Source organism: Azospirillum sp. OGB3, assembly GCF_014192915.1.
Taxonomy (GTDB): Bacteria; Pseudomonadota; Alphaproteobacteria; order Azospirillales; family Azospirillaceae; genus Azospirillum.
This window is the reverse complement of the sequence record NZ_JACHYN010000008.1, coordinates 136989-162548: the sequence shown is the minus strand read 5'-3', so window position 1 is coordinate 162548 and position 25560 is coordinate 136989. Positions and strand designations below refer to the sequence as shown.

The 25560-nt window shown below is 69.9% G+C and carries 17 protein-coding genes; 8 read left to right on the top strand and 9 right to left on the bottom strand.

Features of this window, described 5'->3' with window-relative positions; all coding sequences use genetic code 11:
• Positions 1 to 67 precede the first annotated feature (67 nt).
• The 5 genes from FHW79_RS17535 to FHW79_RS17515 all read left to right on the top strand — a co-directional run bounded on the left by FHW79_RS17535 (position 68) and on the right by FHW79_RS17515 (position 6400).
• On the top strand, positions 68 to 2941 hold the full coding sequence (locus FHW79_RS17535) for an FAD-binding and (Fe-S)-binding domain-containing protein (protein WP_183180141.1): 2874 nt from the start codon (positions 68 to 70) through the stop codon (positions 2939 to 2941).
• Positions 2942 to 2960: 19 nt separating this feature from the next.
• On the top strand, positions 2961 to 3731 hold the full coding sequence (locus FHW79_RS17530) for a (Fe-S)-binding protein (RefSeq protein ID WP_183180140.1): 771 nt from the start codon (positions 2961 to 2963) through the stop codon (positions 3729 to 3731).
• On the top strand, positions 3724 to 5148 hold the full coding sequence (locus FHW79_RS17525; protein ID WP_014242361.1) for a LutB/LldF family L-lactate oxidation iron-sulfur protein: 1425 nt from the start codon (positions 3724 to 3726) through the stop codon (positions 5146 to 5148). The genes FHW79_RS17530 and FHW79_RS17525 overlap by 8 nt, the downstream gene beginning before the upstream one ends.
• Positions 5141 to 5812, top strand: coding sequence for a lactate utilization protein (locus FHW79_RS17520; RefSeq protein WP_183180139.1), 672 nt, complete (start codon positions 5141 to 5143; stop codon positions 5810 to 5812). Before FHW79_RS17525 ends, FHW79_RS17520 begins: the two co-directional genes overlap by 8 nt.
• Before the next feature lie 144 nt (positions 5813 to 5956).
• Entirely contained in the window at positions 5957 to 6400 is a 444-nt protein-coding gene (locus tag FHW79_RS17515) for a group III truncated hemoglobin (RefSeq protein WP_183180138.1), read from the top strand.
• Here FHW79_RS17515 and FHW79_RS17510 read toward each other — a convergent pair whose 3' ends face one another.
• Together FHW79_RS17510 and FHW79_RS17505 are read right to left on the bottom strand one after the other, a co-directional pair.
• On the bottom strand, positions 6401 to 6895 hold the full coding sequence (locus FHW79_RS17510) for a substrate-binding domain-containing protein (RefSeq protein WP_348984196.1): 495 nt from the start codon (positions 6893 to 6895) through the stop codon (positions 6401 to 6403).
• Positions 6896 to 6960: 65 nt separating this feature from the next.
• Positions 6961 to 9372 (bottom strand): PAS domain S-box protein, encoded by a 2412-nt coding sequence (locus FHW79_RS17505; protein WP_183180136.1) that lies wholly within the window; start codon positions 9370 to 9372, stop codon positions 6961 to 6963.
• Between the two features lie 230 nt (positions 9373 to 9602).
• On the opposite strand from FHW79_RS17505, the gene FHW79_RS17500 reads away from it, so the two are divergent.
• On the top strand, positions 9603 to 10466 hold the full coding sequence (locus FHW79_RS17500; protein ID WP_183180135.1) for an LOG family protein: 864 nt from the start codon (positions 9603 to 9605) through the stop codon (positions 10464 to 10466).
• A gap of 3 nt (positions 10467 to 10469) precedes the next feature.
• Here the strand turns inward: FHW79_RS17500 and FHW79_RS17495 are convergent, their stop codons facing one another.
• The gene (locus tag FHW79_RS17495) at positions 10470 to 11258 is read right to left on the bottom strand and encodes a DUF3750 domain-containing protein (protein WP_183180134.1); all 789 of its coding nucleotides are present in this window, start codon (positions 11256 to 11258) and stop codon (positions 10470 to 10472) included.
• Positions 11259 to 11395: 137 nt separating this feature from the next.
• Here FHW79_RS17495 and FHW79_RS17490 point away from each other — a divergent pair, with 137 nt between their 5' ends.
• Positions 11396 to 11836, top strand: a complete 441-nt coding sequence (locus tag FHW79_RS17490) for a hypothetical protein (protein ID WP_183180133.1) — start codon at positions 11396 to 11398, stop codon at positions 11834 to 11836.
• A 6-nt stretch (positions 11837 to 11842) separates the two neighbouring features.
• On the opposite strand, the gene FHW79_RS17485 is transcribed toward FHW79_RS17490, so the two are convergent.
• The gene (locus FHW79_RS17485) at positions 11843 to 13891 is read right to left on the bottom strand and encodes a mechanosensitive ion channel family protein (protein ID WP_211108346.1); all 2049 of its coding nucleotides are present in this window, start codon (positions 13889 to 13891) and stop codon (positions 11843 to 11845) included.
• Between the two features lie 352 nt (positions 13892 to 14243).
• On the opposite strand from FHW79_RS17485, the gene FHW79_RS17480 reads away from it, so the two are divergent.
• The gene (locus FHW79_RS17480; RefSeq protein WP_183180131.1) at positions 14244 to 14624 is read left to right on the top strand and encodes an RT0821/Lpp0805 family surface protein; all 381 of its coding nucleotides are present in this window, start codon (positions 14244 to 14246) and stop codon (positions 14622 to 14624) included.
• Between the two features lie 12 nt (positions 14625 to 14636).
• Here FHW79_RS17480 and FHW79_RS17475 read toward each other — a convergent pair whose 3' ends face one another.
• From FHW79_RS17475 to FHW79_RS33280, 5 genes are all read right to left on the bottom strand, one after another.
• Positions 14637 to 16838 carry an HlyD family efflux transporter periplasmic adaptor subunit gene (locus FHW79_RS17475; RefSeq protein WP_183180130.1) on the bottom strand — a complete coding sequence of 734 codons (2202 nt, stop codon included), beginning with the start codon at positions 16836 to 16838 and terminating at the stop codon, positions 14637 to 14639.
• 3 nt (positions 16839 to 16841) lie between these two features.
• A complete protein-coding gene (locus FHW79_RS17470; protein ID WP_348984195.1) occupies positions 16842 to 18206 on the bottom strand; it encodes an HlyD family efflux transporter periplasmic adaptor subunit in 1365 nt (454 codons plus the stop codon).
• Positions 18196 to 18984: an efflux RND transporter periplasmic adaptor subunit gene (locus tag FHW79_RS17465; RefSeq protein ID WP_247884459.1), complete on the bottom strand. Its 789-nt coding sequence runs from the start codon at positions 18982 to 18984 to the stop codon at positions 18196 to 18198. The genes FHW79_RS17470 and FHW79_RS17465 overlap by 11 nt, the downstream gene beginning before the upstream one ends.
• 139 nt (positions 18985 to 19123) lie before the next feature.
• A complete protein-coding gene (locus FHW79_RS17460) occupies positions 19124 to 20983 on the bottom strand; it encodes a TolC family protein (protein WP_183180129.1) in 1860 nt (619 codons plus the stop codon).
• Between the two features lie 69 nt (positions 20984 to 21052).
• The coding region (locus FHW79_RS33280; RefSeq protein ID WP_282184002.1) for an Ig-like domain-containing protein at positions 21053 to 25560 on the bottom strand (4508 nt) is incomplete at its 5' end.

Genomic DNA, 25560 nt, shown 5'->3' with positions numbered 1-25560 from the left:
CGCAACCCGGACCGGCGATCACGGAGGAGTCGTCGCGCGGTCCCAGATCCGGAGGCCCCGAGAACCGATGCTGCCCGCGCCCTATGACCGCCTGCACGCGGCCCTCCGGGAGTTCATGCCGGACGAACGCCTCGTCACCGACCCGCTGCGCACGCTGGCCTACGGGACCGACGGCAGCTTCTACCGCCTGATCCCGAAGATCGTCGCCATCGTCGAGGCCGAGGGCGAGGTGGTGCGGCTGCTCAACCTCTGCCGGGAGCTGAAGACCCCGGTGACCTTCCGCGCCGCCGGCACCAGCCTGTCGGGCCAGGCGGTCACCGACTCCGTCTTGGTCCTGCTGGGCGACAGCTGGCGCGGCTGCACCATCCCGCCGGGTGCCGCGACGGTGACCCTCCAGCCCGGCGTCATCGGGGCGGAGGCGAACCGCAAGCTGGCCCCCTTCGGGCGCAAGATCGGCCCGGACCCCGCTTCCATCGCCACCGCCAAGATCGGCGGCATTGCGGCCAACAACGCCAGCGGCATGTGCTGCGGCACCGCGCAGAACAGCTACCGCACGCTGGCCTCCATGCGGCTGGTGCTGGCCGACGGCACGCTGCTGGACACCGGCGACGCGGCCAGCCGCGACGCCTTCGCCGCCAGCCACGGCGCCCTGCTGGCCGGCCTGTCCGATCTGTCCGCCCGCACCCGCGCCGACGAGAAGCTGGCGGAGCGCATCCGCAACAAGTTCCGCATCAAGAACACCACCGGCTACAGCCTGAACGCCCTGGTGGACTTCGAGGAGCCGATCGAGATCCTCCAGCACCTGATGATCGGGTCGGAGGGCACGCTCGGCTTCCTGTCCGAGATCACCTACAACACGGTGCCGGAACACGCCCACAAGGCGAACGCCCTGCTGATGTACCCGGACATCGGAGAGGCCTGCCGCGCCGTCGCTCTGATGAAGCCGACGCCGGTCTCGGCGGTGGAGCTGATGGACCGCGCCTCGCTGCGCTCGGTCGAGGGCAAGCCGGGCATGCCGGACTTCATCGGCGGGCTGGGGCCGGACGCCTCCGCCCTGCTGGTGGAAATCCGCGGCGAGGACGCGGCGGCGCTCGACGCCAACATCGCCGCGGTCAGCGCGGTGATCGCCCAGACCCACACCCTGTTCCCGCCGACCTTCACCACCGACGCCAAGCTGGGCGAAAGCTACTGGAAGATCCGCAAGGGCCTGTTCCCGGCGGTCGGCGCCATGCGCAAGGTCGGCACCACCGTCATCATCGAGGACGTGGCCTACCCGCTCGACCGGCTGGCCGAGGCGACGGTCGAGCTTCAGGCGATGTTCCTCAAGTTCGGCTACACCGAGGCGATCATCTTCGGCCATGCCCTGGAAGGGAACCTGCACTTCGTCTTCACCCAGGCCTTCGACACCGACGAGGAGGTCGACCGCTACCGCCGCTTCATGGATGCGGTGTGCGATCAGGTGGTGCGCAAGTATGACGGCTCGCTGAAGGCGGAGCACGGCACGGGCCGCAACATGGCGCCCTTCGTGGAGATGGAGTGGGGTCCGCAGGCCTATGGCCTGATGAAGGAAATCAAGGCGCTGCTCGACCCGCAGGGCCTGCTGAACCCCGGCGTCATCCTGAACGACGACCCGGAGGCGCATCTCAAGAACCTGAAGGCGATGCCCGCCGCCCATCCGCTGGTGGACACCTGCATCGAGTGCGGCTTCTGCGAGCCGACCTGCCCGTCGCACAAGATGACGCTCTCCCCCCGCCAGCGCATCGTCGGCTGGCGCGAGATTTCCCGGCTGGAGGCCACCGGTGCCGACGCCGCTCGGCTCGGCGCCCTGCACGACGCCTACGACTACCAGGGCATCGACACCTGCGCGGCCTGCGGGCTCTGTTCCACCGCCTGCCCGGTGGGGATCGAGACGGGGCTGCTCATCAAGGCGCTGCGCGGCGACCGTCGCGGGGCGGTAGCCAAGGGTTTCGGCAGCTACGTCGCCGACCACACCTCCGGTGCGCTCTCGGTCGCACGCGCCGGGCTGAAGCTGGCCGACCTGGCCAAGCGGACGCTCGGCGACGGCACGGCCAATTCGCTGTTCGAGGGGCTGCGCACCGTCACCGGCCGGCGCCTGCCGCACCTGCCGCGCGCCCTGCCCACCCCGACCGATTTCACCCCGCCGGCCCAGCCGAAGGGCCCAGCCGACGCGCCGACCGTGGTCTATGTGCCGAGCTGCACCAGCCGCAGCATGGGGCCGGCCGCCAGCGATCCGGAAAAGACCCCGCTGCCGGTGAAGGTGGAGGCGCTGTTCCAGAAGGCCGGCTACCGTGTCGCCTATCCCGAGCAGCTGGCTTCGCTGTGCTGCGGCATGCCGCTGGAGAGCAAGGGCCTCGCCGCCCAGGCCGACGCCAAGGCGGAGGAGATGGTCCGCGCCATCTGGGCGGCCAGCGCCAACGGCAGCGCCCCGGTGGTTCTCGACACCAGCCCCTGCTCCTTCCGGCTGAAGAAGCATCTGAAGGACGCCGGGCTCCAGGTCCTCGATCTGGTGGAGTTCATCCACGACCATCTGCTGGACCGCCTGACCTTCACCAAGCAGACGGAGCCGGTGGTGCTGCACCTGACCTGCTCCACCCGCCGCATGGGGCTGGACGGCAAGATGAAGGCGGTGGCCGCCGCCTGCGCCACCCAGGTGGTGGTGCCGGAGGATGTCGGCTGCTGCGGCTTCGCCGGCGACAAGGGCTTCACCACGCCGGAGCTGAACGCCCACGCCCTGCGCCACCTGTCCAAGGACATCCCCGCCGGGGCCAAGGCCGGCTATTCGAACAGCCGGACCTGCGAAATCGGCCTGTCCGACCACTCCGGCCTGCCGTACCGTTCCATCGTCTATCTGGTCGATGCCTGCTCGACGCCGAAGGCGCCCGCCACGGCTTCCACGCGCGCGTCGGAACCCGCGTTCTGAGGCGGGAGGGAGGAAAATCATGAGCCACGACGGCACCACGAGCCGCCCCGACATCGAGCGGCCTGAAAGCGTTTACTTCTTCGGCACCTGTCTGGTCGATCTGTTCTATCCGGAAGCCGGCATGGCCGGCATGGAGCTGCTGAAGGCGCAGGGCGTCCGCGTCGTTTTCCCGCAAGGGCAGAGCTGCTGCGGCCAGCCCGCCTACAACTCCGGCTACCGGGAGGAGGCGCTGAAGGTCGCCCGCGCACAACTCGACTATTTCCCCGGCGACTGGCCCATCGTCGTGCCGTCGGGCTCCTGCGCCGGCATGATGAGCAAGCACTGGCCCGACCTGTTCAAGGGCGAGCCGGACGAGGCCCGCGCCCGTCAGGTGGCGTCCCGCGTGTGGGAGCTGACCCAGTTCCTCGTCCAGGTTCTCAAGGTGAAGTTCGAGGACCAGGGGCCGCCGGTGAAGATCACGTGGCACGCCTCCTGCCACGCCCAGCGCGAGATGGGCGTGACCGACGAGCCGAAGGCCCTGCTGCGCCAGCTCGCCAACGTCGAGCTGGTCGAGTTGCAGCGGGAGAAGGAATGCTGCGGTTTCGGCGGCACCTTCGCCGTGCGCCATCCGGAGATTTCCGCCGCCATGGTCGGCGACAAGGTGGCGGACATCGAGAACACCGGGGCCAAGGCCGTGGTGTCCGGCGACTGCGGCTGCCTGATGAACATCTCCGGCGCGCTGGAGGGGGGCAAGAAGCCGGTCCGCGGCGTCCATATCGCCCAGTTCCTGAAGGAGCGCACCCATGGGTGAAACCAGCATCAACTTCGCGAAAGCCTCCAGCGCGGCGCTCCAGGACCAGCAGCTCCGCGGCAACTTCCGCCGCGCCATGGACGGGCTGATGTCCAAGCGTGCCGTGCAGTTCGCCGACACCGCCGAGTGGAACGGGGTGCGGACGCTCGGCGCCTCGGTCCGCCTGCGCGCCCTGTCCAAGCTGCCGGAACTGCTGGAGAAGCTGGAAGCCAACTGCACGAAGAACGGCATCCAAGTCCATTGGGCGTCCACCACTGACGAGGCCAACGCCATCGTCCTGTCCATCATGCAGCGCGTGAACGCCAAGCTGGTGGTCAAGGGCAAGTCGATGGTGTCGGAGGAGATGCACCTCAACGCCTTCCTGGAAAAGCACGGCATCGAGAGCCTGGAAAGCGACCTCGGCGAATATATCGTCCAGCTTGATGAAGCGATGCCCTCGCACATCATCATGCCGGCGATCCACATGAACACCAAGCAGATCGCCCATCTGTTCAAGCAGAAGATCAAGGAAGCGGAATACACCGAGGACGTGGCCCAGCTCACCGACCTCGCCCGCCGCGTCCTGCGCAAGAAGTTCGCGACCGCCGACGTCGGCATCTCCGGCGTCAACATGGCGGTGGCGGAGACCGGCACGCTCTGCCTGGTGGAGAACGAGGGCAACGGGCGGATGAGCACAACGGTGCCGCCCGTCCACATCGCCGTCATGGGCCTGGAAAAGGTCGTGGAGAAGCTGGAGGACGTGCCGCCGGTCATCAGCCTGCTGACCCGCTCCGCCACCGCCCAGCCGATCACCACCTACGTCAACATGATCTCCAGCCCCCGCAAGGAGGGCGAGAAGGACGGCCCGAACGAGATCCATCTGGTGATCCTCGACAACGGGCGGTCGGGCATCTACGCCGACGAGGAGCTTCGCAACACGCTGCGCTGCATCCGCTGCGGCGCCTGCATGAACCACTGTCCGGTCTACACCAAGGTCGGCGGCCACGCCTATCAGGCGCCCTATCCCGGCCCGATCGGCTCGATCCTGATGCCGCAGGTCGAAGGGCTGGAGAAGCGGGGCGAACTGCCCCACGCCTGCACCATGTGCAACGCCTGCGTCGAGATCTGCCCGGTCAAGATCCCCATCGTCGAGATCATGGGCCGCCTGAGGTCGGAGGCTGTTCATCCCGGCGACGCGGTGCGGGGCGCCGGCTCGCACGCCAGCAAGGCGGAGGCTATGGTGTGGAAGGGCTGGTCGATGACCTACGCCTCGCCGCTCGCCTACCAGTTCGCGACGGCGCTGCTGGCCAAGCTGGGCAACGCCGCTCCCGCCAGCCTGCCGCTGCTGAAGGAGTGGACGAACGTGCGGGCCAAGCCGCGCTTCGCCAACCGCACGCTCCACGCCCTCGCCCGCGAGAAGGGGATTCCCGATGTCTGAGTCCAGAAACGCGATCCTGGGCAAGCTGCGCGCCGGGCGCGACGCCCACCCGCTGACCCCGCCGGAGTCCGACTTCGCCGTCCTGCGCAACAAGCGCTGGGACGGCGCGGAGCGGCTGGAGCGCATCAAGCGCATGATGGAGGCCGTCCACACGGAATTCCTGGAGACGACGGAGGCCGACTGGCCCGCCGACGTCCAGGCCTTCCTGAAGGCGCAGGGCACCCGCAACCTGCTGTTCGGCCCGGCAACCGAGGCCGGAGCGCGCCTGTCGACCGAATGGGCGGCGTCCGGGATGGCGGGCGGGCCGGAGCTGATCCCCTACGCCGACCGGGTCGAGACCTTCAAGGAACGGCTGTTCGACGGCATCGACGCCGGCATCACCACAACGCTGGGCGCCATCGCCGACACCGGCAGCCTGATCGTCTGGCCGACGCCGGAGGAGCCGCGGCTGATGTCGCTGGTGCCGCACATGCATTTGGCGCTGCTGCGCGCCGACGCGCTGTACGACACCTTCTGGCAGGCGATGACCGAGAACCGCTGGGCCGACGGCATGCCGACCAACGCCCTGCTGATCTCCGGCCCGTCGAAAACGGCGGACATCGAGCAGACGCTGGCCTACGGCGTCCACGGGCCGAAGCGGCTGGTGGTGGTTATCGTCCGGTAAGGGCGCGGAAAGCGCGTTTGACGTTCATGACCCTCTCCCCTCCGGGGAGAGGGAATTTAAAGCCCCGCACGGGTGGCGGTGTGCCGCCGGGACGGGTATAGTGCGGGGTCTTGTTCGCCTCATGTTTTTCAGGACCCCACCGCCTTGGACCAGACCGCCGTTCCCACCCCCCAGTCCGCCACCATCGCCGAGCGGGTCGCCAAGACCGGCATCGACGAGGCGATGATCGACGCCCTTGTCCGCACCTTCTACGGCAAGATCCGCGACGACGCCCTGCTCGGCCCGGTGTTCGGCGCGGCGATCACCGACTGGGAGCCGCATCTTCTGAAGATGATCGACTTCTGGTCCTCGGTCGCCCTGCTGACCCACCGCTACGACGGGCGCCCCCTGCCCGCCCATGTCCGTTTCGACATCGGGCCGGCGCATTTCGAGCGCTGGCTGGCGCTGTTCCGCGAGACGACGGCCGAGGTCTGCACGCCCGAGGCCGCCGCCTTCTTCGAGGACCGCGCGGCCAACATCGGACGCAGCATCCAGATGGGGGTGGATTTCTTCCGCAAGCAGGCCGCCGACGCCGCTGCCGGCCGCTGATCAGGCGCCGCGCACCGGCTTGCCCTTCACGCCCCAGCTGTCCGTGAAGTCGCGCACGCCGGGGATGGTCATCATGTGGGCGTCCTTGACGTAGACGAACTGCTTGGGGCCAAGCTCGTACTCCATCATGGTGATGCCCTTGGCCCGGCAGCGCTTCTGCTCCTCCGCCCCGATGCGGCGATCGGAGACCACCATGTCGGGATGCTCCAAACCCACCCCGGCGCAGAAGCTGCGGAATCCGTTGTTGGTGCCCTCGGCGACGAGGCGCGGCTGGGTGTCGGGCGTGCTGTTGAAGCGGCTGGCCGCGGTGCCGACCGCCCCCCGCATGGACGGGCTGCCGACGATCCAGATCCCGCGCTCCTCGGGCGGCGGCTTCGGGACGGTCGGGGGCGGCAGGGTGGCCGTCTGCTGCGGCGACGGGAAGCCGGGGAACTGGCAGCCGGCCAGCGCCGCCGCGACGGTGACCATGGCAAGACCTTTCGACAGGGGTGGCACGCTGTTGTCTCCTCCATAACCCTCGCAGGGTGCGGCGCCATCGGCGCCGCTGGTGATAGCAACGCTCAAGCCGGCCCGATGGCTCCAAGATGACGGGCAAGCGCGGCTTCGAGAAGGCGCGGCGTCACCGGCTTGTGCATCAACCCGAGACCGTGCCGCGCGGCGTCGCGCTGCGGTTCCGGCCCGATCTCCCCGGTGACGATGAGGCCCGGTACGTCGGCGCCGAACAGGTCGCGGATGCGCAGAATGGCCTCCGTGCCGACGCGGCCCTGGCGCAGCCGGTAATCGGCCAACACGATGTCGGGCCGCCGCGCTCCCGTGCGCAGACGCTCCAGCGCTTCGCCGGTGCTCCCGGCGGACAGCACCTCGAACCCCCATTCGCCGAGCATCGCCGCCAGCCCCATCAGGACGATGGCGTCGTCCTCAACGACCACGGCCAGCCGCCCCTCCCCGGTCGCCGTGATGGAATCGGCCCGTTCGCTCCGGATGACCCTTGGAGACCGCGGCGTGTCCTGACGGACCAGCGGCACGCTGACCGAGAAGATCGACCCGTGGTCCGGACGTGACACCAGATCCACCGGGTGGTCGAGCAACCGCGACAGCCGGCGCACGATGGCGAGGCCGAGGCCCAGTCCCTGGTCGCGGTCGCGCTCCGGGTTGCCGATCTGGTGGAACTCCTCGAAAATCCGCTCCCGCTGGTCGGGTGGGATGCCCAGGCCGGTGTCGTGCACCTCGACGCACAGCCGCGTGCCCTGAGGGCGGCAGTCCACCATCACGCGGCCCCGGTCGGTGTAGCGGATGGCGTTGTCGACCAGATTGCGCAGCATCCGCCCCAGCAGGACACGGTCGCTGCGCACCGTGCCGGTGAAGGGCACGACCCGCCAGTCCAGCCCCTTGGCTTCGGCCAGCGGGGCGTAGGCGGCCGACAGCGGGCCGAGCAGGTCGGCGACCGGGAACTCCTCGATCTGCGGGGCCACCACCCCGGCGTCAAGGCGCGACACGTCGAGCAGGCTGTCCAGAAGATCCTTCAGCGTGTCCAACCCCTGCTGGAGCCGGTTGAGCGCCCGCTGCCCGGCCTCGCCGGCGACATGCGGTCCCAGCGCTCCGGCGAACAGCAGGATCGACTGCATGGGCTGACGCAGGTCGTGGCTGGCCGCCGCCAGGAAACGGCCCTTCGAGCGATCCGCCTCCTCCGCCGCCTGCTGGGCGCGCCGGATGTCGTGGATGTCCACCGCGGTGCCGATCCAGGAGACGATGGCCCCCCTTTCCCGCACCGGCACCACGCGGCACTGGTGCCAGCGCCACGCCCCGTCGGCGCGCCGCATACGGATGTTGCTTTGATAGGGCGTTCCGGCGGCGATCGAGCGCGTCCTCAACTCAAGGTATGCGGCGCGGTCATCCGGATGAAAGCCCTGCCACGCCGACATGGCGTCCGGGTCCTGGCCGGTGTAGGCGCGCAATTCCTCGTTGTAGTATTCAGGCGTGCCGTCGGAACGGTTGATCCACATGAGCAGCGGTGTGTTGTCCACCAGCGTGCGGAACCGTGCCTCGCTCGACCGCAGCGCCTCCTCCGCTCGCTTGCGGGCGGTGATGTCGCGGGCCACCCCGACGACGCCGATGGCCGCGCCCCAGGCGTCGCGCAGGGGCATGACGCTGATCATCAGAACACGTTTGCCCTCCTCCGTCGGGAAGGGCAACTCCTCCTCGACCGTCTCTTCCCGCCCGGTGGCGATCACCCTCCCGCACAGATCGTCGAGCCGCGCAGCCTCCTCCGGCGGAAACAGATCCTCGTCGGTCAGGCCCGCCACCTCCTCCCGCGCCCGCCCGAACAGGCGCGCGGTCGCGGAATTGACCAGGGTGAAGCGACGCTCGCGGTCCTTGGCGAAGATCGGGTCGGTGACGCTCTCCAGAAGGCTTTCCAGCAGGGCGTTCTTGTCCCGCAGCAGCGTCTCCGCCGCCTGGGCGGCACGGTGGGCGGCCTGGGTTTCCATCTCGTGCATGGCGAGACGGGCGAACTCCTCCAGATCCCGCTCGTCCTCCGCGCTGAACTCCGGATGGGGCCGGTGGTCGAGCAGGGAGAAGGTTCCGATCCGCAGCCCATCCGGCGCGATCAGCGGCGCGCCGGCGTAGAAGCGCAAATGCGGCGGCCCGGCCACCAATTCGTTGTCGGCAAAGCGGTCGTCCTCCCGCGTGTCGTGCACGACCAGCACCGCGTCGTCGAGAATGGTGTGGGCGCAGAAGGACAGCCGCCGCTCGACGACCATCGTTTCCAGGCCATAGCCGGCCTTGGACCATTGCCGCGTCTCGTCCACCAGATTGACCATGACGATGGGCATGCGGAAATGGCGGGCGCCCAACCGGGCCAGCCGGTCGAAAGCCGGTTCCGGCGGCGTGTCCAGCACGCCGTAGCTCTTCAGCCGGTCGAGCCGGGCGCGCTCATCCGATGGCCATGGCTGCTCGATGCTGGTCAACGTCACCCCTTACGAACAGATGCGGATAAGACGCTGATGGTCGGGCGCAGACGCGCCTTCATCATGATGTGGGCAGGGCCAATGCTCATGGAAAGACGCGGAACCGGTTTCCCTTCCGCCTGCCTTCCGGTCTGCGGCACAATTGCTTTGAACGCAAACCCTTTGAGTCCGGGCAAAGAGCCGCTCGCGACCCCACATGACCAGAAGCCGTTCCCCGTCCCCACTCGGAGCACAGCATGAAGGACAACAGGCCGAACCACGAATCCGCCGCCTACCGCATCGCCTTCGAGGACCGCGATTTCCTGTTGAGCGAGCCGATGCGCGGGGTGCGCTTCATGCTCGAATACGCCAAGCCGGAATCGGAGCTCAAGGCCTGGGGCATCCGGTCCACCATCGTGGTCTATGGCAGCGCGCGGGTGCCCTCGCCCGAACGGGCGGAACAGCTTCTCCGCGACGCCCGCACGCCGGAAGAGCGGCAACTGGCCGAGCGGCGGGCCAAGCAGGCGGCTTGGTACGAGGAGGCGCGGACCTTCGGGCGCATCGTGTCGGAGCGCGGCGGCGCCCTGGCGCCGACCGAGGACGGGCAGCGCGACAACGTGATCGCCACCGGCGGCGGCCCCGGCCTGATGGAGGCCGCCAACCGCGGCGCGCAGGAGGCCGGGGCGCCGAGCATCGGCTTCAACATCAGCCTGCCGCAGGAACCGCACCCCAACCCCTACAGCACGCCGGAGCTGACCTTCCGCTTCCATTATTTCGCCATCCGGAAAATGCATTTGGCGATGCGCGCCAACGGGCTGGCCATCTTCCCCGGCGGTTTCGGCACCTTCGACGAGGCGTTCGAGATCCTGAACCTGCGAAACACCAACAAGGCCTCCCGCCTGCCCATCGTCTTCGTCGGGCGCGACTATTGGAACGAGGTGGTGAACTTCCGGGCGCTGGCCGACCACGGCATGGTCAGTGCCAGCGACCTCGACCTGTTCGACATCGCCGACACGGCGGAGGAGGCGTGGGACTGTATGACCCGGCTCGGCCTCAAGCGCGGCAACCCGCCGCTGGGTCCCGCCGGCACCGGCCTGTCGGCGGCCGACGAGGAGGCCTGAGGCTCAGCCCGGCGGCAGACTGTCGGCAGCCGGAGCCGTCGGGGCGGGGGCGTTCAGCGCCACCCGCCCGACGCCCGGAATCTTGACCGCGAGATCGAAGGGATCGACCCCGAAGGTCATGCCCAGCAGGTTCACCTCGAACCCTTCCTCCTTGGCCAGGAGCAGGCCGGCGAGGCCGAACAGGCTGACCTGCCAACCGGTGCCGCTGGGCGCACGTGCGATCAGGCCGGTGCCCAGATAGTCCTTGCCCAGCGCCGTGGAGGGCAGGTCGAGCCGCAGGTCCGGCACCGCCCGCCCCACCCAGGCGGCGAAGGTGTTGCTGTTGGGGCCGGGCCAGATGCGGTATTCCCCGGCGTAGGGGTAGCTCCGGGCGGCCTCGGCGATCTTGGGGATGGCGGCCTCGGCGGCGGGGCCGCGCAGTTCGGCCAGCACCGCGGGGGCGGAGCCGAACCAGCGCCCGTCCGGGTCGCGGTTGCTGACCGCCACCGCCGGCAGGCCACGGTAGACCCGCCAGCCGACCACTTCATAGACGGTGTAGGCCGACGCCCCCGCCGGCTTCACCGCGAACCACGGGTGCGTGCCGAAGGCGCCGCGCCAGGACAGGGCGCGGGCGGCGTAAACCTGCACCACGGCCTCCGGCGTCGTGGCGGGATCGGGAGCGAGGCCGACGGACCTGCGGTCCGCCCGGCTCCAGTCCACGCCCAGTGTCGCCGTTCCCGACGCGATCACGAAGGCCGGACCGGCCAGCAGCACGACCAGCGTCATCAAAATCACCAGGATGGTGGCCGCCATTCTTTTCCGCACCGCTCCCTCTCGCCTGATGGGCCGTTTCCCAGATAGGCTGTCATCGCCCTGCCCGCCACCGATGTTGTACGTTGACGACCATCCGGATGGTTCATCGCCGGATGGTTCATCGAAGGAGCGCACCGATGCCCGTCGCCGATCTCACCGACCTCATGGACCGCATCACCCGTCAGGCGCCGACCCGTGCCGCGACGATGGAGGTCGCCCGCGCGCTCGGCTGGACCACGGGGCCGAGCCGCAAGGGGTGGAAGGTGGTCCAGCCCACCGGCTATGTCGGCGGCATGGTCGTTCCGCCCAGCGCCGACACCGCCGCCGCGGAGGCGTGGTTCGACCCTGAGGGGACGGAACGCGGCCTCGCCGGTCCCAACGCGGAGTTTCCGCCCTATCTGACCAGCCTGGACACCGCCCTGTCCGCCGTCCCCGCGGCGGGGCGAGCGGCCGCCCTGCGGACCGCGCTGGACCGGCACCGGGCATGGCAGGAGGAGTCCGGGCGGGACGACGCGGCGCTCGTCCGCCTGCCCGCCTTCGTCATCGCGGCGTGGCTGTCCGTGAAACCGGCGGCGTGACGGACGTCACTCCGCCGCTCCGCTCTCCTTGCGGGAGCTGTTCATGGCCTGGGCGGCGGCGAATCCGATAACCCGGTTGGCGGCGTCCGGATCGTCCACCCGCACCACCACGCCGCGCCCGACCAGATGGATGCCGTGAGCCTGGAAGGCCCGGATCAGGCGGTGATAGGCCTCGCGCCGGATGACGAACTGCTCGTTTGGCTTGGTGATGAATTTGACGCCGATGATCGCCGCGTCGTCCTCCACCCGCCGCACCCCCTGCGATTTCAGCGGTTCGATGAAGCTCGGCCCCATCTCCGGGTCGGCGGACAACTCCTTGCCGACCTCCTTCACCAGCTTCTTCACCAGCCCCATGTCGGTTTCCGGCGGGACACGGAATTCCAGACGCATCAGCGCCCAGTCGCGGCTGTAGTTGGTCAGCGCCTTGATCTGGCCGAAGGGCAGCGTGTGCACCGCGCCGCGGTGGTGGCGCAGCTTCAACGAGCGCAGCGAGATGCCCTCCACCGTGCCGCGCAGGTTGCCCACCTCAACGTAGTCGCCCATGTGAAATGCGTCCTCCAGCAGGAAGAAGACGCCGGCCAGGATGTCGGCGATGGTTGATTGCGCGCCCAACCCGATGGCGATGCCGACCACCCCCGCCCCCGCCAGCAGCGGCCCGATCTCGATTCCCAGCGAGGACAGGGCGATCATGACCACGATGACGACCAGAACGACCTGAAGGAACTTCCGCAGCAACGGCAGCAGGGTCGCCAACCGCTGGCCGCGTGACGACACCCCGTCGTGCCGGGCCTCCTCCAGGGTCCGGTCGATCGCCCGCACGACCATCGTCCAGGCGACGTAGCCCAGCAGCAGCACCACCGTCACGTTGAACAGCAGCCGCAGGGCGATGCCGGTCGCCCCGCTGGCCTTCTCGACCCGGAATCCCCATATCGCCGCGGTGGCGAAGACGCCGACGACGAACAAAGCCAGCCACAGCGCCCGCATCACCCGCGCCACCGCGGCCTTCCCCGCCTCCGTCTCTTCCCCCCGGTAGAAGCGGGCAAGCGGGCGCTGGGCCATCAGCGCGATGGCCGGCACGGCCAGCGCCACCAGCAGGCTGGTGAGCATCCGCGGCCCCGTCGCCGGTTCCAGCCGCACCGCCGCCGCCGCAACGACCAGCCACAAGGCGACGAGATAAACCGAAGCCACCACCGCCCACAGGCCGAGCGTAGGGTGGTCCCTCACCTCGACGCCCAATGGACGGGCGATTGCCCGCGCCACCGGGGCACGCCCGCGCCACACGCGGTAAAGCAGATACAGGAAGGGCACGGTGCTCAGCGGCAAGCCGATGGCGACGATGGCGTTCCCGCCGACTCCCAGCGCCAGCAGAAGATCGATCAGCCCGAGCACCGTCGCGGCCAGCGTCACGGTGACCACGCCCGTGCGGTGAAGGGCGCGCGCTTCGGCGTCCTCCAGCGGAATCAGGCGCAGTCTGGGGCGCCTCGGCGCGCAGAGGAAGCGGATCAGCCGGTCGGTCAGCAGCACGGTCAGCGCCGCCTGGAGCACCGCGAGCAGGACCGCCGGGGCCGCGGGATGCGGCGGCCGCAGGATCGCGTAGGCGGTCAGCACACCGAGCGCGAAGGCGCCCACCGGAACCAGCCCCAGCACGAAGCGCAGCGCGCCGGTCAGCAGCGGCGCCCCGCTGTCCGACTCCAGCTTGCGGAGCGGCCCGGCCAGGACCCGGCTCGCCAGCAACAACGCCGCCGTCCCCGCCGCGAAGAGGATCAACAGGCCGCGCAGCAGGCGCAGCGGGTGCACCGCCGCCTCGCGCCCGTTGGGGCGGGCGAAGGCGTCCGACAGGATGGTGGGAAGCTGCGGGTAGGTGGCGGCGACCGCCTCCAGACGCGCGGCATACACCTCCAGTGCCGTCGCCGGTCCCGCGGCCGCCGGCGCGTGGGCATCGGGCGTCTGCGCCACGGCCCATCCGGACGGCGAGGCCGCGAACAGCAGGGCGGCAAGCAAGGCAAGGACCGGCCACCGAGCCAACGTGCGGCGCGTCCCCGAATCTTCGTTCATAGCGGCCGTCCTGCCGGAGAGCGACGGAGCGGTGCGCATCGGGCGGAAAAGTCCGCGCCGACCTGGACCGACAATAGGAAACGCTCGTCTGCCCATCGATCAGGAAGCCAGTACGTTACCGTTGCCTATCGGACGGCCCTGCGGCGCAACGCGCACCGTGATCCTGACTTTGGACCATTCCGGAGCTCCCGGAGCATGGGAACGGAGCTTGGGAACGGCCGGAGGCCGCCGCCCGCCGATGGGTGGAGCGTATGTTACCGTAACACCCAGGTTCGTGACCTGCCGTCACATGCGGGCATCATCAATCGTCCCTATAATGCCCGGATTCACCAACGGTCTAAGGAGCCGCCGCATGCGCCTGTTATCCATCCCGTCCTTTGCCTTCGGGGTCCACGCCGCCGCGCTGGTCGCGACGCTGGCCATCGCCACCCCGGCGCAGGCGCAGTTCGGCCTGTTTCTCGGCGGGCGCGGCGGGGTGGATCTGACGGACGAGGATTGGGACCTGTTCCGCAAGGCGCTCGCCGACGCTCTGACCCCGATGGAGGCGGGACGGCGCACCGAATGGAACAACCCGAAGACCGGAGTGCGTGGCGATGTGGTCGTGCAGAAGGTCCATGAGCGCGACGGCGCGCCCTGTGGAGACGTTCAGGCCAATTTCATCCGCCGAACCGTCCAGCCCTACCGGCTGACCTTCTGCAAGATGCCCAACGGGCAGTGGGCCATCGCGCCCTGACGGTTTTCCGCGTCAGAAGCCGGTCTCGCGGATCAGCACGGCCAGGGCGGTGCGCCAGAAGCGGTCGGCCAGGCTGCGCGCCTCGCCGTCCACGCGGGCCACGCCGCGCATCTGGTGGCCAGGTCCCGCCTGCGTCCGGTCCAGCGGCGCCAGGGTCACCCGGTAGACGGCCTCCACCGGCTTCAGGTTGGACCGTGCGGCCTCGGCGTTCGTCCGCCCCATCGACGGCCCGGTCTGGCTTTCCACGGCGATCGGACCGCCGTGGATCGAAGCCAGGGCGGGAACATCCAGCCCCTTCACGCCGACCCGGTCCACCGCCGTCACCCGCGCCGCCATGCGCGGGCGCAGCGGATCGTCGGCATGGAACACCGCCCCCGCCCCCACCGCGACGCGGGTGAGGTCGTTCTCGGCGACATAGCCAACCAATTCACCGCCGCCGTCCGCGACGATCTGGCCCAGCGCCAGCGATGGTCCCACCCAGCGCCCGGGGCGCAGCGCGTCGGCGATATCCACCACCGTGCCGGCGATGGGCGCGCGGATCTCCAGCCGCGCCAGACCGTCCAGCAGGCCCTGCCGGTCGGCCAGCCCGGCGGCCAGATCCTCCTCCATCACGCGCACCCGGTCCAGCCCGTCGCGGGCGGCCAGCGTGCGGTCGATGCGATCCTGGGCCAGCGCGATGCGCAACTCCGACTGCTGCAGCTTGCTGGTCAGTTCCGGCGCTTCCAGGCGGAACAGCGGGTCGCCCGCCGCCACGCGCTGGCCGGGCTGGACCAGCACCTCCGCGATGCGCGACGGCACCGGGGCGAACAGGGTCGAGAAGCCCTCCGCCCGCCACACCGACGGCACGGCGATGGTTCCGGTGATCGGCACGAAGGCCAGCCAGACCAGCGCGGCCAGACCGCCCAGCGTCATCAGGAGGTTCCGGTTGGGCCGCAGGCTGCCCCGCCGCTCCCACCATTCCCTCGCCTCGTTGACCAGGGGGCGCAGGATGAACCAGCCGACTTCCACCGCGAACAGCACGATGCCCAACACCTTGATGAAGACGTGATAGACCAGCACGGCGATGCCGATGAACAGCACCAGCCGGTAGACCCAGGTGGCGAAGGCATAGGCCAGCATCACCCGGTGCAGCCACGGATCGAACCGCTCCGGCACCTCGTCGCCCAGGCCGAACAGCCATTCCCGCAGCCGCCAGCGGGCAAGCGCGAAGGCGCGGTCCTGCAGGTTCGGCACGTCCAGCGCGTCGGCCAGCAGGTAATAGCCGTCGAACCGCATGAAGGGGCTGAGGTTGATCGTCAGGGTCGTCACCCAGCTCACCGTCGCCACGAAGAAGGCGGCGCTGCGCAGCGGCCCGTCGGGCAGGAAACTCCAGGCCAGCGTGGCGAAGGCGGCCAGCGCCAGCTCCGTCAGCATGCCCGCCGCCGCGATGTGCAGCCGGGCGCGGCGGGAGACGAGCCGCCACGCGTCGCTGGTGTCGGTGTAGAGCACCGGCCACATCACCAGGAAGGCCGCCCCCATGGTCGGCACCCGGCAGCCGAAGCGTTTCGCCGTGTAGGCGTGCCCCAGCTCGTGCAGCGTCTTCGTGACCAGCAGGGTCAGGCCATAGAGCGCCATGCCCTCCAGCGTGAAGAAATGGAGGAAGGTGTGGGCGAAGCTGTCCCACTGGCGCATCGCCAGGATCAAGCCCAGAATCCCTGCCCCGATCACCGTCCACATCCAAGCGCGGCTGTAGAAGGGCGCCACATAGCGCACCGTGGCGTTCAGGAAGGCGTCGGGGCGGACCAGCGGAATGCGGAAGAACAGGTAATTGTGCAGCAGCCACATCCACCAGGACGTGCGGCGCGCCGCCGTCTGCTTCGCCAGGAAATCGACGTCGGCGCCCTGGGTCAGGTTGCTGCCGGCGAGGAACTTGTAAAGGTCGACGACATCCTCCGCCTCCGGCTGCAGGACCGTTTCGGCGGCCACCGCGGCGGCGATGGCGCGGGGCGATCCGTGATGCCAGCGGGCGATGACCTCGAAGGCGCCATGGCCGATGCGGAAATAGCGGTTGCGCACCGGATCGTGGATCGTCCAGCAGGGCGAGCCGTCCACCGCCGGCGGGGCCGGCAGCAGTTGCAATTCCTCGCGCAGCGGCGGCAGGCGCACGCTGTCCAGCGGGTCCACCGGCGTGACCGCCGCCGGCCCCGTCGTGATGCCGATGGCGGCGGCGCCCATGGCTCAGAGCCCCACGGTCTGGCGCAGCGCCGCCAGCGGACGGCGGAACAGGTAGAAGGCCAGCGGCACCCGCTCCCCCTGGATTTTGGCGGTGCCGCGCAGCCCGATGCGCGGCGTCGGCTGGTCCGGCGCCAGATCGGCGCGGACGCGGTAGGCCAGGACCCCGCCCGGGGTCAGCCCCGGCTCATAGCTGGCGTGCGAGACGGTCGCGCGCAGCGGGCGCAGGGGATCGACGTTCAGATAGAGGCTGACCGCCGCCCCCTCCTGAAGGACGATCGCGTCGTTGACCGGCACATGCACGTCGACCTCCGCCGCCTGCGGATCGGCCAGGGTCAGGATGCGCTCGCCCACCGCCACCGGCTTGCCCAGCCAGTCGTTGGCGTCGGTGAAGACGGCGATGCCCGTCCGCTCCGCCTTCACGGTGACGCGGTCCATCAGGTCGCGGGCGAAATCCATCTCCGCCCGGCGCAGCTCCACCTGGGTTTTCAACTGGGCGATGCGCGCCTTGCTCTGGGGGTCGGCGAAGGCCCCCTGCGACGCGGTCAGCAGCTCCGCCTCCGCCGAAGACAGCGCCTTGCGCGCCACCTCCAGGCGGCTTTTCAGGACCGTTGCCTCGAAGGTGAACAGCGGTTGGCCGGTGGTCACCGGCTCGTTCGGCTGGACGTGGAAGCGTTCGATGACGCCTTCCAGCGGTGCGCTGACGATCAGCGGGTCGCGTGGCGCCACCTCCGCCGGGGCCAGCGTCGATTGCGGCACCGGGATGGCCAGCACCGCTGCCAGAACCGCCACCGCCGCCAGCGCCCACACCCCCTTGCGCGCCCGCGCGCGGGACCGGCGTCCCGCCCGGGTCAACGCCCACCAGGCGTGTCCATAGCCGCCGGAAAGCTGCGCGAGCAGCACCTTCTCCCCATCCGTCCAGGCGTTGTCGCGGGCGAGCCACAACACCGCCGTGACGGTGCCGTCCGGCCCCGGCAGAGGCACCCACAGCGCCTGCGCCGGTCCCCACTGGCCCCAGTCGCAGGCCAGCGCGGGCGGAACCTCGGTGGCGGCGATGCCGTGCAGGTTGCGAGCCTCAGCCCCCGCGGCGATGGCCGAGGCGGCGGCCTCCAGCCAGCGGGTGAAGGGAGCGTCGCGTTCCGGAACGGCGACGTTGGAAACGGCTTCCAGCCGCGTCTTGCCCGACGGCGCGACGGTCAGGAAGACCGCCTGCTGATAGGCGATCATCCGCCGCGTCTGGTTCACGATGAGGAAGCGCAGCGCCTCCGGGTTCTGGGCCTGCCGGGCTTCCTGCTGCAAATTCAGGAGGAGCAGGAGGCTGTTCAGCGGGTTGGCCGCTTCCGTACGGACGGATGTGACGTCATCGGGCACCTTTGGCCTCCTCCGGCGGGGTGAAGCGGGCGGTTCCGCTCATGCCGGCGACCAGATTCGGGGCGTTGCCCGGCTTGTCGGCCAGCAGCTTGCCCGTCACCTTCAAGGATTGGCTGACCGGGTCGACGCGGGCGCCGATCAGGGTGACCTCACCGTCCAGAGCCTCGCCCGTCTCGTCGATGCGCATCTCGAACCGCTGGCCGGGCTTCAGCCAGACCAGCCAGGAGGACGGGACGATCAGTTCGACCCGCAGATCGCGGTCGGACAGCACTTCGAGCAGGGCCGTGCCGGCGGGCACCGACTCATGCTCGCGGATCCGCTGCTCCACCACCTTGCCGTCGAAAGGTGCCTTCACGTCGCAGCGGCGGACCTCGATCTCCGCCTTGCGCAGATCGGCACGGGCGGCCTCGGCCTTGACCTCGGCCATCTCGACCTCGGCCCCGCCGATGGACTTCAATTGTTCCAGCCGGCGACTCTGCCGCACCGTGACATCGGCGGCGCGCAGGTTGGCGCGGGCCGCATCGACCGCCGCCTGATAATGGCTGCAATCGAACGCGACGAGCGTCTGGCCCGCCTTGAAGGATTGCCCCGCCTCCACGGTGATCCGTCCGATGCGTCCGGCGATCTCGCTGGACAGGACGGCGTGCTGCCGCGCCTCGATCAGGGCGCGGACGCCGCCCTCGGGTGCCGGCGCCGGGTCGGCGGCGGCGAGCGGCAATGGAAGCAGCGCGATAGACAGCGCGGCGAGGAAGCGTGAAGGGCGAAAGCGGCTCATCATGGCAGAAATTTTCTGCACCCTTTGCTCCGGAAGCGCAACGTTCCAGGATCAGAAGGTGGTCCTGTACGCTTATTTGTTTCAGCGCCGGCACACCGGCACAGCCGAAAGGGGGCGGCGACGCCGCGCCGCCCCATTGGCATCAGCGGGCGGTGGCGCGCCCGAACGGGGCCAGCGCGCTCAACGGCACCGAGTAGACCTTCGCCGGTTCCGACCGCGTGGACGGGCTGTAGGACACCGTCATGGGTGCGGTCATGGAGGCGGCCGGTTGCTGCGGCAGTTCGGCCACCGTCACGCGCTCCGGTGCTGCGGCCTTGCGATCCGCCGGCTCGTCGCCGCGCGCGGCGACCGGGGCGGCCTTTGACTCGGCCATCGGTTCGGTCTTCGGCTCGGCCGCCTTTTCGACCGGAGCCTTCTCCACCGGGACCGCCTCGGAGGTCGTGGCGGGAACCAACAGATCCTGCAGGCGCCCCGTGCCGCCGGCCTTCTGCTGCCAGGCGCCCAGCCCGTCGGACACCGCCTGACGCAGGGTCGCGAGATCCTGGGACGGCACGGCTTCCGGCATCGGATCGACGCCTGCCGACACCATGACGCGGGCGTAGGCGTTCTGCAGGTCGGCGTAGACGAGATCGCGCCGCAGGTCGGAAACTAGTTCCGACACCTCGGCCTGGATCACGCTCATGTCGCCCTGCTGGCCGACCGTGCTGCTGTTGACGTATTGCTGCCGGATGCGCCGGTCGATCGCCGCCTGATCGGCGTTCAGCGAGAATTCCTGCGACAGCTCGCGGAACTGCACCATCGCCACGCGCACCTGGCTCAGCACCGCCACGCTCAGCGCCTGACGGCGGAAGGCGACCAGCTCCTCCTGCGCCTTGGAGAAGGCGTGGGTGTCCGGGGCCGAGGCCAGGGACAGGATGTTCCACGAAACCCGCGCTCCGTAATCGGCCCAGCGCTGGTTCAGCAGGAAGCTGTTGCTGTCGTAGTGCAGGCCGGCGTTCAGGTCGATGCCCGGCAGCAGCTTCAGCAGGGCGCGCCGCGTCTCGTCGGCGGTGATGCGGGCGTTGTAGGATTCCTCCAACAGCTCCGGCCGGTTGAGGAGCGCGTAGGTTTCCAGGGATTCCACAGACGCCGTGATCGCCGGCACGTCCTTGCCGGTGACGTCCGGCGGCATCTGGATGGTGAAATTCTCGCCCGGCGGAAGCCCCATCAGCGCGCCGAGCTGCGACTTGGCGGCGACAAGTTCACGCCGCAGCGTCTGGAGTTGGCGCAGCGTGTCGACCAGCGCACGCTGATAGGACAGGGTCTGCAACGGGGCCTGGACGCGCTGGGCCTCCAGGGCGTTGGCGTTCTTGCGCGCCGCCTCGATGCGCTTCTCCAGCGGCTCGATCCGCTTCAGCAGCCGCTCCGCCGCGACGGCGCGCCAGTAGGAGGTGCGCACGTCCTGCAGGATGCCCTGGACGACGCGGCGGCGGCGCTCGTCGGCGATCAGGACGAGGTTGGAGTTCTGCCGTGCGCGCAGGTAGCTGACCCCGAAATCGAGAATGTTCCAGGTGAAGCCCAGATCGGCGGTCCGGCGGTGCCGGTCGGTGGCCGTGGTGCTCTCGCCGGTGCGGCGGCCGGTGGCGAGGTTGAGGCTTTCCGACCCGGATTCGTTGTTGCGCCCGGTGTAGCCGGCCCCCGCCACGAGGCGCGGCAGCATGTCGAACCGCGACAGGTCGAGCTGCTGGTTGGCGACCGCCATCTCCATCAGCTTCACGCGCTCGTCGAGATTGTACTTGATGGCCCGCGCCATCGCCTCGTGCATCGACACCGGGCTGGTGATCGGCTCCTGAGGCGCCATGATGACCGACATGTCCTCGCGCAGGCGGGACACATTCTCGTCATCGGTGAGAGGCTTCGGGCTGACGGAGCATCCGCTGGCGATCAGCGCGGCGGCGGCCAGGGCGAAGGACGCGCGGGTCTTGTTACCCCGCGGCCGGAGGGAGGAAGCGAACCGGGTCATTCTCGTCGGCAATCCATTTGGAAAGAAAAGCTTACGCGGGGAAGACGGCGGCAGGAGCGACGGACGGCACTAGGCCGCCCGACTTCCCGGGGGAACATGCGAGGCAAGGGCGGCGAGCAACGCCGCGGTCTGGGCATCGGCGGCGCCATGGATCTGAGCGACCTGCCGGGAGAAGGCCGGGCGGGCCAGTGAGGACCCGTCGAACTCGGCGCGCGGGGCGGGAGCCTGCCCTTGCCCCTGCCCCTCCGGCGCGACCGGCGCGTTGCCGGGATCACCGCCCGCCGGCGCGTCGCCGGCCGGTTGCTGCCCTCGGCCTGGCGCTTGCCCCTGAGGCTGGGCTTGCGGTCCACCCTGGCCACCGGGACGGTTGGCCGGTGCGTTCTCGATCGTCGAGCCAGGCCCCGTCTGGCCGCCGGGACGGTTGCCCGGTGCGCTGCCCAGCCCACCGGTTGCGGTGCCAGGGCCGCCGGGAACCGCGCTGCCGCCCGGCGTGCCACCGGAGGCTGCTCCCGCGGCGCCGGCCGGACCACCGCCGACGCCGTTCAGGCCGCCGGAGCTCGTCCCGGTGCCCGTTGCGGCGCCACCGGCCGCAGGCCCACCCGTCGCCGGTCCCCCCGTGCCGAAGCCCGCCGGGGCCCCGCCGAACGCACCGCCGCCCGCGCCACCCAATCCGGCGCCAATTCCACCCGAAGCGGCACCGCCGAACCCCGAGCCGCCGCCTATGCCGCCGCCCAGGCCACCGCTGACGACGCTGCTCAACCCGGAATTGCTCGACCCGCTGGCACCGCCTCCCAGAACCCCGCTGGACGAACTTGCCGTGCCGCCGCCGGAGGGGACACCCCCCATGGCGGAAATCGTGATCGAGCGCCCGGCATCGCTGCTGGTGGAGTTGCCGATGTTGCCGATGGTGATCGAACGCCCGGCATCCGTGCTGCTGTTTCCGTTGCCGGCACCGCTCCCGCTGCCAATCGACGAACTGGTGATGACGCGGCCCGCGTCGCTGCTCGTCTGCAGGCCGGGCAAGGTCGGCGCGGTGCCCAGAGTCGGTCCGACCGTCTGCGTTATGCCGGTGCCGGTGGCTGTTGCGACCGACGTGATGGACGAGGACACCACCGTCGTCGTGTTCCCGGTGGAGGCCGCCACCACCACGACCGGTGGCGGTGGCGGCGGAGCCACCGCGTAAGTGGTCGTGCCGGCGTTGCCGGTGTTGCCGACGGCGTCGCTCGCCTTGGCCGAGATCACGTAGCTGCCGACACTCAGGTCGGCGGCCAGAGGCAGTTGCCAAGCGCCGGTCGCGTTGGCACGCGCCGTGCCGACCGTCTGGCCGTTGATCGTCACGGTGACAAGACTGTTCGCCTCCGCGGTGCCCTGCACGACCGGGGTGCTGCCGGCGGTGGTGTTCAGCGCCACGGTCGGAGCGGCCGGCGGCGTGGTGTCGATGGTCAGGGAGGTGACCGCCGACAGGCTGCTGGCATTGCCGGCCTTGTCGGTGGCTTGGATCTGGACGCTGTGCGTGCCGTCGGCCAGCGCCGCAGCGAACTGGAAGGTCCAGAAGCCGCTGGCGTCGGCGGTCGCCGTTCCGGCGGCCTTGCCGTCGACCAGCACGGTCACCGTGCTGCCGGCCTCCGTCGTCCCGGCGAGAGACGGCGTGGCGATGCCGGAAATCCGCTCGCCCGCCGCCACACCGGCGACGGTGGCACTGGTCACCAGCGGGGCGGGCGCAACCGGCACCGCGGTGTCGATCACCACGACCAGCGCATCCGACGGATCGCTGACGATGCCGAACCTGTTGGTCGCCATGGTCGTGATGCTGTGTGTCCCATCGGTCAATGGCGTCGGCAGACGATGGACCCAGAAGCCATTCTCGTCGGCCACGGTGGTTCCCACCGCAACGCCGTCCACCAGCACGGTCACCGTGGCGTTCGCCTCGGCGGTGCCGGACAGGGTGGGCCGCGTCACGTTGGTCAACCGGTCGGTCGCCGACACGCCGGAGTCGGACAGGCCGCTCAGCACCGTCCCGACCGGCTTAGCCGGGATCGGGGTGTCGATGCGTACCTGGCTGGTGTCGCCCACGCCTTTCAGGGTGGTCACCAGCGGTCCCTGGGCTGCGTCCGTCACGATCGAACCGTTCAGCGCCAACCCGAGGACCGCGATGCCTTGCGGCGCGCGGTCGCCGACCGGAACGACGTAATCGAACCGCAGCAGCGAGCCGGTGCTGCCCGCCGCGTTGTAGACGGCGTTCCGGATCTCGCTGCCGACCGCCAGTTCCAGAACCGGATTGCCGCCGCTGATGATGGAGGCTTCGCTGAGCTGCACGAAGAAGCTGACCGTCTCGCCCGGCAGATAAGTCCGTGCCGGGGGAGGCGTGACGCTGACCACCGACGGCGGCGTGCGGTCCACCGACACGCTCCGGGTCGCCTGTGTCGGGTTGCCCGCCGCGTCGGTGAGGCTGGCGGTGATGGTGTAGCTGGTGCCGTCGGTCAGCGCCAGCAGGTCGCTGGAGGGGACGGCCAGGCTCCAGCGGTTGTTGACCACCGTGGTGCTGTAGGTCTTGCCGTTCAGCGTCACCGTGATCGTCTGGCCGTCCTCGACACCGTTGGCGACGCCCGACACCGTCTGTCCCACCGCGCTGTCCGCGGCGTTCAGCACGTTGTCGCCCGCCACCGTGGCGATCGCCAGGGTCGGCGGCGTGCGGTCGATCGAGACGCTGCGCGTCGCCTGGACCGCGGCGTTGCCGGCCACGTCCGCCAGATCGGCGGTGACGGTGTAGGTGCCGCCGTCCGGCAGAGCCAGCAGGTCGGCGGAGGGAATGGACAGGCTCCAGGCGTTGTTGGTCACCGTCGCGCTGTAGGACTTGCCGTTCAGCGTCACCGTGACCGTCTGGCCGTCCTCGACCCCCGTGGCGGTGCCGGAAACCGTCTGGGGCACTGCGCTTTCCGCGGCGTTCAGGACATTGTCTCCAGACACCGTGGTGATCGCGACCGTCGGCGCCGCTCGGTCGAAGGTAACGGTCCGGGCGGTGGAGTCGGCGCTTTCCATTCCGGCGATGACCTGACGGACGGTGAAGTCCACCGCACCGCTGAGGCCGGACACATCGACACCGGTGAAGCTGTAGGCGCCCGACGCGTCGGCCATGGTCGTCGCAACAAGCGAGCCGTTGGCGTAGAGCCGCACCGTCGTGCTGGCGTTGGCGTTGGCGCCGCTGCCGTTGAAGGTGACGCTGCTCGCCTTGGTGATGTTGTCCGTGTTGCTGTTGCCCGTGTCCGACGCGGGCGCGAGGGTCACGGCGCTTCCCAGGACGGCCGGGGTGATCGAGAGGCTGGCCGTATCCGTCGCCGCGGAGAAGGCGGAAATCCCGCCGCCGCCCGCGGTCGCCACCTTGGTCCCGGCGGCGCCGCTGGTCTGGTCCCAGGCCCGGAAGGTGATCGCCGCGCCGAGGATGCCGGCGTTGGCGCCCGTCGGCTGGTAGTAGAGCCGGTCGGTCGTGCGCAGCAGCAGCGCGCTCCCGCTGTCGTTCACCGTGCCGACCGCGGTCCAGCTGGTGCCGCCATCGGTGCTGTAGAACCAAGTGCCGCCTTCCGACGTGTCCACACCGACCAGCGCGATGCCCGTGACGGCGCCGCTGTCCACGTCGGACACGTTCCCGCCAAGCGCAACCAGGGACGACACGGCGACGCCGCCGGCGCCGTTGGGCGCGCCCGCGGCCTGGGCAACGCTGGGCAGGGTGAGGACAGTGTCGGACAGCACCGGGGCGTCGTTCACCGCCGTCACGGCGATTCCCGCCGTGGCGCTGGAGGCGCTGAACTGTCCACCGGCCCCCAGCCCACCGTTCGCCGTGGTGTCGTTGCCGACCGTGGTGCCCGCCGTACCGGAGGTCTGATCCCACGCCTTGAAGGTGATGCCGTTGACGACCGAACCGTTGTAGTCGGCGTTCGGCACGAAGCGCACGCGGTCGGTGCTGGAGAGCAGCAGGGCCGATGCGCCCGAGACCCCGGTGATGGTGGTCCAGCTCCCGGCCCCGGTCTTGTACTGCCACGTGCCGTTGCTGGAGTCGGTCGCGGTGATCGCGATGCCCAGTGTGTTGCCGTCGACATCGGTGGCGGTACCGGCGGAGGCCAGGATGGCCGCCACGGTGTCGCCATTGTTGCCGGAGGCGTCCTCGTCGATGGCGGTCAGGCTGCGCGCGTCGGTGCTCTGCACCGGCGCGCTGTTGAGGATGGTGGTGTAGCCCGAGCTCGCCGTCTGCGTGCCGCCCTTGCCGTCGCTGGCCGTCACCACCACGCGCAGGTACTTGTGCGCATCCGACGTGGTCAGCGTGTAGCTGGAGCTCGTCGCTCCGCTGATCGAGGCGGCGTTGGTGCCGTTGCTGTCGTCGGCCCGGTACCATTGGTAGGTGAAGGACCGGTTGTCGCCGTCGGCGTCGCTCCAGGTGCCGTTCGTCGTGGTCAGCGCGTTGCCCACCGTCGCCGTGCCGGTCACGTTCGGCACCGCGCTGTTCACCGGCGCGCTGTTGAGGATGGTGGTGTAGCCCGAGCTCGCCGTCTGCGTGCCGCCCTTGCCGTCGCTGGCCGTCACCA

Coding starts and splice junctions, on each gene's coding strand:
- FHW79_RS17500 (WP_183180135.1), top strand. CDS start 9,603: ATGAAGGACAACAGGCCGAACCACGAATCCGCCGCCTACCGCATCGCC.
- FHW79_RS17495 (WP_183180134.1), bottom strand. CDS start 11,258: ATGGCGGCCACCATCCTGGTGATTTTGATGACGCTGGTCGTGCTGCTG.
- FHW79_RS17475 (WP_183180130.1), bottom strand. CDS start 16,838: ATGGGCGCCGCCGCCATCGGCATCACGACGGGGCCGGCGGCGGTCACG.
- FHW79_RS17535 (WP_183180141.1), top strand. CDS start 68: ATGCTGCCCGCGCCCTATGACCGCCTGCACGCGGCCCTCCGGGAGTTC.
- FHW79_RS17465 (WP_247884459.1), bottom strand. CDS start 18,984: ATGATGAGCCGCTTTCGCCCTTCACGCTTCCTCGCCGCGCTGTCTATC.
- FHW79_RS17520 (WP_183180139.1), top strand. CDS start 5,141: ATGTCTGAGTCCAGAAACGCGATCCTGGGCAAGCTGCGCGCCGGGCGC.
- FHW79_RS17490 (WP_183180133.1), top strand. CDS start 11,396: ATGCCCGTCGCCGATCTCACCGACCTCATGGACCGCATCACCCGTCAG.
- FHW79_RS17480 (WP_183180131.1), top strand. CDS start 14,244: ATGCGCCTGTTATCCATCCCGTCCTTTGCCTTCGGGGTCCACGCCGCC.
- FHW79_RS17460 (WP_183180129.1), bottom strand. CDS start 20,983: ATGACCCGGTTCGCTTCCTCCCTCCGGCCGCGGGGTAACAAGACCCGC.
- FHW79_RS17530 (WP_183180140.1), top strand. CDS start 2,961: ATGAGCCACGACGGCACCACGAGCCGCCCCGACATCGAGCGGCCTGAA.
- FHW79_RS17485 (WP_211108346.1), bottom strand. CDS start 13,891: ATGAACGAAGATTCGGGGACGCGCCGCACGTTGGCTCGGTGGCCGGTC.
- FHW79_RS17525 (WP_014242361.1), top strand. CDS start 3,724: ATGGGTGAAACCAGCATCAACTTCGCGAAAGCCTCCAGCGCGGCGCTC.